General features: G+C 35.6%; 12 protein-coding genes. 3 read left to right on the top strand and 9 right to left on the bottom strand.

The window, feature by feature from the left end:
• Positions 1–15: 15 nt before the first annotated feature.
• From M947_RS16395 to M947_RS16385, 3 genes are read right to left on the bottom strand one after another with little or no spacing between them, the layout of a single operon-like run.
• Positions 16–315, bottom strand: a complete 300-nt coding sequence (locus M947_RS16395) for a hypothetical protein (RefSeq protein WP_021287153.1) — start codon at positions 313–315, stop codon at positions 16–18.
• Positions 316–364: 49 nt separating this feature from the next.
• Entirely contained in the window at positions 365–2,218 is a 1,854-nt protein-coding gene (locus M947_RS16390; RefSeq protein WP_021287152.1) for a cache domain-containing protein, read from the bottom strand.
• A 2-nt stretch (positions 2,219–2,220) separates the two neighbouring features.
• Positions 2,221–3,405: a DNA recombination protein RmuC gene (locus tag M947_RS16385; RefSeq protein ID WP_021287151.1), complete on the bottom strand. Its 1,185-nt coding sequence runs from the start codon at positions 3,403–3,405 to the stop codon at positions 2,221–2,223.
• Between the two features lie 74 nt (positions 3,406–3,479).
• On the opposite strand from M947_RS16385, the gene M947_RS16380 reads away from it, so the two are divergent.
• From M947_RS16380 to M947_RS16370, 3 genes are all read left to right on the top strand, one after another.
• Positions 3,480–5,684 (top strand): bacteriohemerythrin, encoded by a 2,205-nt coding sequence (locus tag M947_RS16380; RefSeq protein WP_021287150.1) that lies wholly within the window; start codon positions 3,480–3,482, stop codon positions 5,682–5,684.
• A gap of 153 nt (positions 5,685–5,837) precedes the next feature.
• Entirely contained in the window at positions 5,838–7,361 is a 1,524-nt protein-coding gene (locus tag M947_RS16375) for a DEAD/DEAH box helicase (protein ID WP_021287149.1), read from the top strand.
• Between the two features lie 264 nt (positions 7,362–7,625).
• Positions 7,626–7,997 carry an HIT domain-containing protein gene (locus M947_RS16370; protein ID WP_021287148.1) on the top strand — a complete coding sequence of 124 codons (372 nt, stop codon included), beginning with the start codon at positions 7,626–7,628 and terminating at the stop codon, positions 7,995–7,997.
• A gap of 131 nt (positions 7,998–8,128) precedes the next feature.
• Here the strand turns inward: M947_RS16370 and M947_RS16365 are convergent, their stop codons facing one another.
• The 6 genes from M947_RS16365 to M947_RS16340 form a co-directional block, all read right to left on the bottom strand.
• Positions 8,129–9,142 carry a beta-ketoacyl-ACP synthase III gene (locus M947_RS16365; RefSeq protein WP_021287147.1) on the bottom strand — a complete coding sequence of 338 codons (1,014 nt, stop codon included), beginning with the start codon at positions 9,140–9,142 and terminating at the stop codon, positions 8,129–8,131.
• Entirely contained in the window at positions 9,142–10,140 is a 999-nt protein-coding gene (gene plsX, locus M947_RS16360) for a phosphate acyltransferase PlsX (RefSeq protein ID WP_021287146.1), read from the bottom strand. Before plsX ends, M947_RS16365 begins: the two co-directional genes overlap by 1 nt.
• Before the next feature lie 3 nt (positions 10,141–10,143).
• Positions 10,144–10,293 carry a 50S ribosomal protein L32 gene (gene rpmF / locus M947_RS16355; protein WP_021287145.1) on the bottom strand — a complete coding sequence of 50 codons (150 nt, stop codon included), beginning with the start codon at positions 10,291–10,293 and terminating at the stop codon, positions 10,144–10,146.
• A 244-nt stretch (positions 10,294–10,537) separates the two neighbouring features.
• Entirely contained in the window at positions 10,538–10,894 is a 357-nt protein-coding gene (locus tag M947_RS16350) for a DUF177 domain-containing protein (protein WP_021287144.1), read from the bottom strand.
• 54 nt (positions 10,895–10,948) lie between these two features.
• Positions 10,949–11,362: a nucleoside-diphosphate kinase gene (ndk, locus tag M947_RS16345; RefSeq protein WP_021287143.1), complete on the bottom strand. Its 414-nt coding sequence runs from the start codon at positions 11,360–11,362 to the stop codon at positions 10,949–10,951.
• A gap of 142 nt (positions 11,363–11,504) precedes the next feature.
• Positions 11,505–11,789 (bottom strand): 4Fe-4S dicluster domain-containing protein, encoded by a 285-nt coding sequence (locus tag M947_RS16340; protein WP_021287142.1) that lies wholly within the window; start codon positions 11,787–11,789, stop codon positions 11,505–11,507.
• Positions 11,790–11,858 lie beyond the last annotated feature (69 nt).

Raw genomic sequence — 11,858 nt, 5'->3', positions numbered from 1 at the left:
AGTTTATAAAAAAGTCTATATGAGCGGCGGCCTTTGTGGAACTTGGGATGTGTTTGAAATTAAGCTGAGGATTATGCTTGATGGAGTTGCATCTAAGAGTTTTGTCTCTACAAAAAAAGTCTCTTTTAGATTAAAGTTAAAGATATTGTGGATAGTATCATGAATCTTACTTTGCATATCCGCTTTATCGAAGACCTTGTAACTAAGTTCATAGCTGGCATCATGGTGCAAATCTTGCACAACATAGTCATGCACCACAAAAAAAGCAAAAGTAAGAAGTAGCAGAGTTAAGACTCTTTTTTTAATCTTTTTCATAATGGTCATTTTACACAAATTTCTATTACATGAGTGTTAAGATTCAAAATTATATCTCAATCCTAAAGCAAGCCCCGTCTTCATGATTGCTAAGGCTCAAACTTCCACCCAAATGCTCTTCTATAATCATCTTTGACATATAAAGCCCCAAACCTGTTCCGTTATGCTTATCTTTTGTAGAGAAGTACGGCTCAAAAATTTTCTCTTTTATAGACTCGTCAACTCCTCCACCATTGTCACAAACTTCAACTATAAGTTTCTCTTTTTGGCATCTTGTTTTGATGATTATTTTAGGGTTTTTCACATCTTTTTCTACTAAGATATCTTTTGCGTTTTTTATAAGATTTAGCATAACTTGAATAAACTCATTTTTATATATATGAGTCAAGTCTCTCCCTTGTGCATCGAGCTCAATTTCTACACCGCTAAGCTCAAGCGACTTCTGCATCAAGTTCACACTAGTATTTACTACATCACTAACAAGCACGAACTCTTTTGATTTATCTGGTCTAAAATAGTTTCTAAAGTCATCTATAGTGACCGACATAAACTCTAAGATATCATTCGCTTCAGCTAGTTTTTCATCAAGATACTCTTTTGTAAGCTCTTTATACTCATAAGCTGAGTCTATATTCATAATCAAGTATGACATTTGATTTAAAGGCTGTCTCCACTGATGGGCTATCATACTTAACATATCCCCCATCTCTGCCATCTTTGACTGTTGAATCAGCATCTTATCTTTTTGTCTTTGGTCTTTTAATCCATCAGCGACTCTTTGCTCTAGTGACTCATTTAGTCTCTCTAGCTCATCAGCTCTCTCTTGCACCTCATCTTGATACTCTAAAAATATACGGTTTATTTTTCTTGAGAGAAGCAACGAAAGAACAACTACAAAAATAACTATCGCAGCTGACGCACTTAGGATAAAATCTAATTCATCATCTAGCATCTTTTCAAGCTCATTTTGCTTCTGTAACTCTTTTTTGCTCATCTTAGATGTATCAAAACCGTAGACTAGGTACCAATCAAGTGGCTCATAATATTTAGAGTAATAGTAAAAGTTATCTAGTGTATCTTTATACCACTTTGGTTCTTTTGAGAGATTTGCAGAGATAAGTGCAAATGAATCATCTCCTAAAAACGATGACATTTTTTTAGATATCAGTATCGGTTCTTTAGCATCATACAAGCCCATAAAGTCAGCTCTATCCATAGGAATACTCTTTAGCATCTTTAAGAGTTCAGACTTTAGAGAGTCTCTTTGCATCTCAACATTTGTTGATGAACCTATATAGTAGTCATACATATTTAAGTTTTTAACATAAGTAATATAGCTTTGATATTGCTCATAAAAGTCGCTCTCTAAAAAACCTTCTTGATGTTTTCTTACCTTTTGTATCTCTTCGAGTATTATAGCTCTGTGATTGGCATCTTCATAAGCTAAAATATTTTTTTGAGCTAGTTTTAGGCTTCTTGGAAGAATATTATCACCATTGAAACTCACCATAAAAACAGGATTTTTACTTGTGTTAAATGCCATCTGAGAGTCTATTATTCTCTGCTTTATATCTCTTGTTGATTTTTTAGAATAATACTTTTCATAGATATATCTAGCACTATCATAAGCCATATCAACACTGTGCTTTAGCTCTGCTTTTATGCCATCAACTAAACGATTGTTCTTGTAGTCAAAAAGAAGATTTAGCTGGTCAACCCAGATCTCACTCTTAGCTTTTTTAGACTCTATATGCTCAGCTATAGATATCTCTTTTACCTTTATAAAGTAAGCATTGACTTTTTCTATATAGAAAGTAGTTATAAAAAAACTAGCCGTTAAAACTAATGCTAATGGAACTACTACTATAAGGTATGAGATTACTCTCTTTTCATTTATCTTCATTTTTATTCTTGGCTCACTATACTTAATTCTTTTTTAGGCTTTAAGCCCAACTCCACAAGATTTTGGGCCCGCTTTATAATATTTCCTTTACCACTCTTTAATCTCTTCATAGAAGTATCATAAGAGTCTTGAGCCTTTAGTAGATGCTCTTTTACCTTTAACATCTCATCTACAAATAAAACAAGTTTTTCATACATAGCTTCAGCTTCACTCACTATCTTTTGAGCGTGTTCTTCTTGGTTTTTAGTTCGCCAAATATGCTCTATAGTTCTAAGAGTTACCAAAAGAGTTGATGGTGAAACGACTAAGATATTACTATCATATGCACGTTTGAAAAACTCTTCATCTCCATCTAATGCTAGGTGAAACGCTCCTTCTATAGGCATAAACAAAAGAGTAAAATCAAGCGAGTTTACACCTTCGAGTGTATCATACTTTTTAGCACTCAGCTCTTTTATATGCGTATTTATTGAGTTTAAATGCTCTTTTAATGCAAGTCTTTTTAACTGCTCATCACTCTCTTTTATAAATCTCTCATAAGCTACAAGAGAGACTTTAGAGTCAATGATAATGTCTCTTTGCTGTGGCATATGAATGACTACATCAGGACGAAAATTCTTCCCATCACTAGACTTAAGACTCACTTGTGTTTTATATTCAACTCCTTCTCTAAGTCCTGACTCTTCTAATATTCTAGCTAAAACTATCTCACCCCAGTTTCCTTGAGTCTTGTTTTGACCCTTTAGAGCATTTGTAAGATTTAGTGCATCCTCTGAGAGTTGTTCATTCATCTCTTTTAGTCTTACTAGCTCATCTTTTAAAAGATGCCTCTCTTTAATCTCATAACTAAACTGCTCTTTTGCTTGGTTTGAGAAGTTTGTTATCTGCTCACGAAATGGACGAAGTAGCATCTCAAAGTGCTCTTTGTGTGTATGATTAAAGCTTTTTGCTTTTGTCTCAAAAATTTCATTTGCTAGAAGTTTAAACTCTTTTGAGAGTTGCTCTTTTGCATTTTGCAATATCTCTATCTTTTCTTGATGTGATTTTATATTTTGTTCATACTTGCTACTTAAGATGGCGTATCTCATCCTTAAGTCATTTTTAGTTTGAAGAGTCGAGATATAAAGATATAGCAATACTAACATAACTACGCCACAAACAAGTAAAAGAACCAAATATAAATCCATGTTAAAAAAATCCTAAATTTTATTTTAGTAAATTATACAGTATTTGTATTTGTAATGTCTCAATATAAGGCAAAATGCCATTTTTTTATGCTAGAATCCATCTTATGATCCAATGGCATGAAGGTTTAAGTCTTGGCGTAAAAACTCTTGACGATGACCATAAACAACTACTAAACATTATTAATAGGCTCTCTATTGCTATAAGGGATGATAATACTCAACAAATCATAGATGAGATATTTGAAGACTTACAGAAGTATGTCATAGAGCATTTTCGTAGAGAGGAGGCACTACTAAAGAAATGTGGATGCAAAAATATAAAAGAGCATATAGTTCAACATAGAAAGTTTAGCAAAAAAATTCCTGAGCTAAAAGCTAAACTAACCGATACAAAAAGTAGTGCTAATGCACAAGAGGTAAGCTACTTTCTAACAGACTGGTTATTTAACCACATCATAGAAGAAGATATTCCGACTATTGGCCTTTTTGAGCAGTGTGGATATACAGAACAAAAAAAGAGTAAAAAGAGAAGTTTTATCTCTACAATAACAAAAAAAACTATAGAAAATTTCAGTTTTACAAAGAGAATCTTTCTCTCTGCCATCATCCCACTCCTTGGAATGCTACTCTTTGGAACCATCATATTGTTTAATAATTTTACAAAATACACAAATATGAAAAAAACATCTACTATCACTCAGATAGTATCAAGCGTAGACAGAGTTGTTCACGATATGCAGATTGAAAGAGGGCTCAGTAGTGGGCATATCACCTGCATAGATGGTAAGTTTAAAGAGACTCTAAGAGAACAAAGACTTAACCTTGATATCTCGGCAAAAAAATTTTTAGAAAAAATCAACACAGCAAATATAAAACGTATAAGTGTGATACAGCCTCATATAAAGACATTTCAAACAGAGTTCTCTTCACTAAAAGAGCTTAGAGATAAAATAGATACAAAAAGCATTACTCAAACTCAAGCGATAGACTCTTATACCAAAATTATAAAAAACATCCTAAACATCACACCAAAGATAGCCTTCTTAAACTACGATAGAGAGATATCTTCTAACATCGCCACACTATCTTCTTTGCAACATCTAAAAGAGTCATTAGGACAACAAAGAGCCTATGCAATTATGCTTATTGAAAAAAATGGTGGTTCTATAGATGAGTATCTACACTTTGCAAAACTAGATGGATCACAAAAAGCTTTTTTAGAAACGTTTAAACAGAGTGCAACTGCCCTACAAAAAGATGAGTACAACCTCATAAAAGCCTCAAGCATAGCAAAAAGAGTCGATGAATATAAGATGAGCATATATTTAAGGAAGTTTGACTCTCTTGATTCGCAAGTCTGGTTTGACTCTATCACAGAGCTTATAAATGAGGTAAAAAATTTTGAAGATACCCTGCTCTCTAAGATTAATTCTTTAGTAGATGCAAGCATAGATGACTCCATAGTAAATCTTCTTTTATGGCTATCTTTTGCTACGATTATCTTGATAGTTACACTCTCTATTCTCTACACCTTTAGAACAAGTACAAAGTATCAAATCCATCAACTTACAGATGCCATGAGGGATTTAGCTAAGGGGGGAAGATCACTTAGGCTCTCTCCTATAAATATCAACAGAGATGAGTTGGCTTTTATGTATGATGCGTATGAGACAACTAGGCAAAAGCTCCTAAAAGGTGATATCTACACTCAACTATATCTTAACAAAAAAGAGTTAGAGCTCCAAACTCATCAAAAACAAAATGTTGAGCTTCAAGAGATGGCGTATATTGACCCACTCACAGGAGCAATTAATCGCCGTAAATTTGATGAGTTGTCCGAAGCTGAGCTTGAGCGTTCAAACCGTTACAAAAGTGAGCTAAGCTTCTTGATGTTAGATATTGACCACTTTAAAAGTATTAATGACACCTATGGGCACGATATTGGCGATGAAGTCCTTAAGCACTTCTCTAGCGTATGCTTAAAGATGGCAAGAAGCTTAGATATTGTAGCTAGAGTTGGTGGTGAAGAGTTTGTAGTGATGCTAAGAGAGACCGACACGATGGGTGCTTTTATCTTTGCTGAGAGATTTCGCCAAAAGATTTCTAATTCGGAGCTAAACATTGATGGAAAAACTATAAAATACACTCTGAGTATAGGAATAACCTCAAAGCAAGCTGGTGACAAAGATGTTAAGAGCATACTACAAAGAGCAGATAAAGCGCTCTATGAAGCTAAAAACTCTGGAAGAAATTGTAGCGTTATTTATGAAAAGAACTAGACTTTTTTACTCAATACAAACTTATTTTATCAAACAAACAATCAACTTCAAGCTAAATTTTGTTTAACTTGGGTATAATCCGCCAAACAGTTTAAGGGGAAGGTGCTTTGCGTTAGGCAAAATTGTATCATCTCCTTAATTACAAGGAAAATGATGCAAGAAAATGCACAAACAGAACTAAACGTACCCAGAAAGGAGAACCTAATCACTTTTGATGACTTAGGTTTAAACAAAAATATGCTCAGAAGCGTAAAAGAGGCTGGTTTTACCATCCCAAGCCCTATACAAGTCGCTTCAATTCCATTTATACTTCAAGGTCGTGATATTGTAGGTCAAGCTCACACTGGAACAGGTAAAACTGCAGCCTTTGGACTTCCTGCACTAAACAATATAGACCCTAAATCTGGAGTTGAGATACTCGTTATAACTCCAACAAGAGAGCTTGCTACTCAAGTAAGCGATGAACTTTTCAAATATGGTAGAGGCATGAACGCTAGAACTGTTACAGTCTATGGCGGAAGCTCATATAAGCGTCAAATCGACCTAATAAGTAGAGGTGCTAGTGTAGTTGTTGCTACTCCAGGACGTCTTTTGGATATCCTAAAGAAAAACCTAATCAAAGACTTTACACCTAGCGTAGTTGTTTTAGATGAAGCAGATGAGATGCTAGATATGGGCTTTTTAGATGATATCAATGAGATATTTTCATACCTTCCTACAAACCGTCAAACTCTACTATTCTCAGCAACAATGCCAAAGCCTATAAAATTATTAGCAGAGAGAATTTTAAACAATCCTGAGTTTATCTCTATCACTCAAGGAGAGACAACAAACACAGATATAGAACAACTTTACTATGTTATAGAAGAGTCTGAGAGAGATGATGCAATCATTCGCCTTATGGATTCAGAAGAGACTACAAAGTCAGTTGTGTTTTGTAGAACAAAAAGCGAAGTTGATAGACTATCAAATGTTCTCTCAAACGCTGGATACTTAGCAAATGGACTTCATGGAGACATGGAGCAACGTCAACGTGAGACTGTTATAAAAGGTTTTAAAAACAACTCTGTAAAAGTTTTAGTCGCAACTGATGTTGCAGCACGTGGAATTCACGTAAACAACATATCTCATGTTTTTAACTACCATATTCCTTTTGACCCAGAGTCTTATGTTCACCGTATCGGTAGAACTGGTCGAGCTGGGACTAAAGGTAAGGCTATAACACTTTTAACTCCTCTAGAGTTCAAAGAGCTTCAACGCATCAAGCAAAAAGTGGGAACATCAATGGCTCACGCTTATGTACCAAGTAAAACTGACTTAAGAAGCACTACTATTGACAATCTTGTTAAAAAAGTAGAAGATCATAAAATCTATGATGAAGCCCACAAAGTTTTAGATAAACTTCGCCAAGATATAGATGAAGAGCAAATGGCTTACAAGCTTATCTCAATGCTTCTTGATCAACAAGATATAAAAGGACCAAATAGCATTGGTATCCCGGCTGATAAGATAGAAGCAATACTTGCTAGAGCTGCACAGAGAAAAGACACAAGAGGGAGAGGTCGCTCAAGAAGTGGCTCATTTCGCTCAAGCAAATCTCGTCCAGATAGAAACCGCTCAGGTGGATATCGTGGTACCACAAGCCGTGATAAAAACCGCTCAAGCAGAGCTAGATAATACTTACAGACAACACACACTCTAAGCAAAGATGCTTAGAGTATCCCTCTCAAACAAATCAATCCTCTAACTAGTCACCCTAAACTCCCAGCTTGTCACCCTGAACTTGATTCAGGGTCTCTTGAGACTTTAAAAACACAATGAGATTGCGGGTCAAGCCCGCAATGACGGATATGTAAAGCAAGTTACAGAAACATCATTCAAGTAACCAAAGCATCAAACAATAGAGTATAATGCAAGCTTAAAAAATATATAGGACAACTAATGCAAAATGTGATCTACAAAGATAGAGATATCTATATAGAAAAACAAGAGAGCCAAATACCGTGGCTAAAGATCTTCACAACAGAGCCATACAAAGAGTTAGGTGATCTGCCAAAAGAGCTAAGAGTAAGACTTTGGGATATTTACGATATCGTAGAGAGCGAGATGAAGAGTTATTATAAGCCTACAAAAATCAATATGGCTTCTTTTGCAAATATAGTGTCAAGAGTTCATATCCATGTTATGGCGAGATTTGAAGATGATTCACACTATCCAAACCCAATGTGGGGCGAAAAACTAAGAGAGGCAACTATAGAGCTACCAGATGATAAAGAGTTTTTTGAGAGACTTGTTAAAGCGTTAAATTCTTAACTGTTTTTCAGAAGCGATGCTTTTAGGAATGCTAGCCAATGACATTCTCCACGATAAGTCCCAAAAAAAAGGCGAGGCTAAAGCCTCACTTCCGTTAGAGCCAAAGAGCTTGATTTTTCATAATTAAAATTCTAATTTTGCTTTAGTTCTGAAAGAGGTGAAAAAGGGACTAAGGCGCTGCCCCATGTTAAGCCTCCGCCAAAAGCATCAAGTAACATCAAATCTCCACCCTTTAACTTTCCCTGCTCATATATATCATTGATTGCCATTGGTATAGATGCGCCTGAAGTATTTCCATACTTTGCAACTGTCATGACAACCTGCTCATCTTTTAGTTTTAGTGCATCGCCAACTGCCTTTATGATACGATAGTTAGCTTGATGTGGCACGAAGTGAGTTATATCTTCGCTTTGTATCTTATTTTCTTTTAGTATATCTATAACATCTTTTGTAAGTGTGCGGACCGCTACTTTAAAGGTCTCATTTCCCTTCATCTGCATAAAACAGCTACCTGCTTCTTGGTCAAGTGAGTCGTGAATTGAGCCGCTTCCACCATTTGGAGTCATTAGTAAGTCCGCGTAAGTGCCATCAGCTGCAGTGTGAATATCTATGATAGCTTCTCTTCTTTCATCAGTCGCACTAATCATAGCAGCACCAGCACCATCACCAAAAAGGATGCAAGTACCTCTATCGCTATAGTCAGTTATAGCAGATAGCTTCTCAGCTCCAATGATTAGAACATTTTTCTTCATTCCAGACTCTATAAAAGCTTTGGCAATAGATAAAATATAGACAAATCCTGTACAAGCTGCTGAGATATCAAAAGCTGTAACATTTCCAAGTCCAAGTTTGTTTGAAATGATAGTAGCAGTTGATGGCATACAGAAGTAATCAGGCGATATAGTAGCGCAAATCACCATATCGATATCTTCTTTATCTATGCCACTTCTCTTTATAGCTAAAGATGCAGCTTCAACTCCCATATCACTAGTAGTTTGATCTTTTGCTGCTATGCGACGCTCTTTGATACCTGTTCTTTTAGTAATCCACTCATCTGTAGTATCAACCATTTTTGACAAGTCATCATTGCTAAGTATATCAGCAGGAACGTAAGCCCCAATAGAGCGAAATGCAGCATATGCCATTAAACTTCCTTATTTTTTAACTCTTTTAGTCTTGAGACAATATGCTCATTTACACCAGTATCTACATAAGTTATAGCTTGATATATAGCATTTTCTATAGCTTTTGAGTTACTCTTTCCGTGACTAACAATAGCACAACCTTTTATGCCAATAAGTGGAGCCCCACCAATCTCAGCATAGTCGATCTGCTTTTTGAGAAGTTTAAAAACCTTTCTCATCAGAAGTGCACCAGTAATAGCCACAGGGGACTTTCTTATATAGTCTTTAATTAGTTGGCTAATTGTAGCTGCAACACCTTCACTAGCCTTTAGGACTAAATTGCCTATAAAGCCATCACAAGCAATTACATCACAGCTTCCGTTAAAGATATCTGTACCTTCTACATTTCCCTTAAATCCCTTGTAGCCATTTAAAATTTTAAAAGCCTCTTTTGTGATCTCATTGCCCTTAGAAGGTTCTTCTCCATTCGCCAATATTCCTATGCTAGGATTTGGTATCTTAAGCAAATCTTCTGCATAGCATCCACCCATAATAGCAAACTGAGCTATGTGAATGGCCTTAGAGTCAACATTTGCTCCAGCATCTAGCATAATAGAACGACGGCCTGATTTAGTTGGCATAAGCGTTGCAAGCGCAGGACGAGCAACACCATCAAGGCGACCTAGTCTAAGAGTTGCAAGAGTCATAGTAGCCCCACTATGTCCAGCTGAGACCACACCATGTGCTTCGCCAGTTCTCACTAGCTCTATGGCTTTATATATACTGCTCTCTTTTTTCTTTACTGCATCCGTCGCAGCATCAGACATTAAGATAACATCGCTAGCTTCAACTATAGAAACTTTAGCTCTATAACGCTTTGGTAACAGAGCTAAAATTTCATCTTTATTGCCGACAAATATTGGAATAAAAAGTTTTCTTTTTAGTGCTAACATAGCACCTTTAACAATTGGTCTGGGACCGAAGTCCCCTCCCATTGCATCAATTGCAATCTTTATCATCTACTATTTATACTCACCAGTAGTTGGGTTGATATGGTGAGGAAGTTTGTAAGTCCCATCTTTATCTTTTACTGGACGAGCTAAAGAAATCTTGTAGTGAGTTCTTCTTTTTGCTGAACGAGAGTGAGACACTCTTCTCTTAGGTACTGCCATATTTTCATTCCTTAATTTGATTTGTTTCATAAATAAAATGAAGAATTCATTTTATTAGTCCGTAAAAGGAACAAGTCCCTTTTACTTCGCTAAGGCCGCTCGGGCCACTAAAGCTAGCTCTTTTTCAAAGAGCAGAATTTAGAAGCTGTGCTCCTATTAGTCCGTAAAAGGAACAAAACAAGTAACACGCTCGGCTTTAGCCGATGTTTCCTGAGTCCCTTTTACTTCTTTTGAGTTTTTTTGATTACTCTGTTTTACAATTTTTGCAACTGTGATAGTCACTTTTTATAAGCTCTATTTCTGAGATTAAAAGCTCATCTAAATTTGCCATAGAGTCAAAAGACTCAACAACATCTAAGTCGATATTTGCATCTGAATCAAAAATACCATCAGAGATAAAAAACTCTACTTCTTCATCTACTTTTAGTTTAAACTCTTCACCACATCGACTACATTCACATAATGTGAATCCACTTAAATTTGCTTTTAGCAAAATTAATTTGCCAGAATCATACACTAAATAACCTTTAAAAGTCATTTCATCTGATCCTACTTCAAAGTCTACAGGTGTCTTTCCTATTTTTATAAGCTTAATCTTCATAAAACAAGCTTTTTACAAGATAATTAGACAAATTAATTCGCTCTTTTTGTAAATCTATGAAATTTCTCTTTCTGAGAAAAAGAATGCTATCTCTATAGCTGCATTTTCAACAGAATCACTTCCGTGAACTGCATTTGCATCTATATTTTGAGCAAAATCTGCACGAATTGTACCAACTTCAGCCTCTTTGGGGTTAGTAGCACCCATCAAATCACGGTTTTTTTGCATAGCATTTTCACCCTCTAAAACACTTACAACAACTGGTCCGCTGATCATAAAATCAACTAAGTCATTGAAAAAAGGTCTCTCAGAGTGAACAGCATAAAAAGCTTCAGCTTCAGCGCGTGATAGTTGTATCTTTCTAGTTGCTGCAATTTTAAGGCCATTGCTCTCAAAACGATCTAAAATCTTACCAATTACGCCTTTAGCAACCGCATCTGGTTTTATTATTGATAGTGTACGCTCCATCAAATCTCCTATATATTCATAAAATTAGAGTGGAATTATATCTAAAAAATAGCTAGTTGTAGTTTAAATTGTAAGATTTGTAAAAAGTGGAGAGTTTACAAAGTGCAAAATATGCACCTTGCAAAATATTTTAAGTAGAGAATTAGTCTATAACATTCTCATGGTTAGAGCGTTGTTCTTCTGTTACATCTTCACGGTGCGACGGACTATCTCCGATAGCATCCCAAGTTATACAGCCCTCAGTTGGACAAGCAGTAGCACAAGCTGGTTCATCATGATGACCAACACATTCTACACATTTGTCACCATATACATAGTAAATTTCTTCACCTGTCGGATTATCGTCTTCATCAACGATTGCTTCTACTGGACATTCATCTATACAAGCACCACAATTGATGCAAGTGTCATTAATAATAACTGCCATAAAATTTTCCTTATTTTAATTTTCGAGGTAAGTTTATCACAAGATTTTTAAAGATAGCTAAAATATATC

The sequence above is a fragment of the Sulfurimonas hongkongensis genome (assembly GCF_000445475.1).
GTDB lineage: Bacteria > Campylobacterota > Campylobacteria > Campylobacterales > Sulfurimonadaceae > Sulfurimonas > Sulfurimonas hongkongensis.
This window is presented reverse-complemented; position numbering and strand designations above follow the sequence as displayed.

Bases quoted from the DNA above. Each gene is read 5' to 3' on its own strand.
- M947_RS16395 (WP_021287153.1), bottom strand. From the start codon at position 315: ATGAAAAAGATTAAAAAAAGAGTCTTAACTCTGCTACTTCTTACTTTT.
- M947_RS16390 (WP_021287152.1), bottom strand. From the start codon at position 2,218: ATGAAGATAAATGAAAAGAGAGTAATCTCATACCTTATAGTAGTAGTT.
- M947_RS16385 (WP_021287151.1), bottom strand. From the start codon at position 3,405: ATGGATTTATATTTGGTTCTTTTACTTGTTTGTGGCGTAGTTATGTTA.
- M947_RS16380 (WP_021287150.1), top strand. From the start codon at position 3,480: ATGCCATTTTTTTATGCTAGAATCCATCTTATGATCCAATGGCATGAA.
- M947_RS16375 (WP_021287149.1), top strand. From the start codon at position 5,838: ATGCAAGAAAATGCACAAACAGAACTAAACGTACCCAGAAAGGAGAAC.
- M947_RS16370 (WP_021287148.1), top strand. From the start codon at position 7,626: ATGCAAAATGTGATCTACAAAGATAGAGATATCTATATAGAAAAACAA.
- M947_RS16365 (WP_021287147.1), bottom strand. From the start codon at position 9,142: ATGGCATATGCTGCATTTCGCTCTATTGGGGCTTACGTTCCTGCTGAT.
- plsX (WP_021287146.1), bottom strand. From the start codon at position 10,140: ATGATAAAGATTGCAATTGATGCAATGGGAGGGGACTTCGGTCCCAGA.
- rpmF (WP_021287145.1), bottom strand. From the start codon at position 10,293: ATGGCAGTACCTAAGAGAAGAGTGTCTCACTCTCGTTCAGCAAAAAGA.
- M947_RS16350 (WP_021287144.1), bottom strand. From the start codon at position 10,894: ATGAAGATTAAGCTTATAAAAATAGGAAAGACACCTGTAGACTTTGAA.
- ndk (WP_021287143.1), bottom strand. From the start codon at position 11,362: ATGGAGCGTACACTATCAATAATAAAACCAGATGCGGTTGCTAAAGGC.
- M947_RS16340 (WP_021287142.1), bottom strand. From the start codon at position 11,789: ATGGCAGTTATTATTAATGACACTTGCATCAATTGTGGTGCTTGTATA.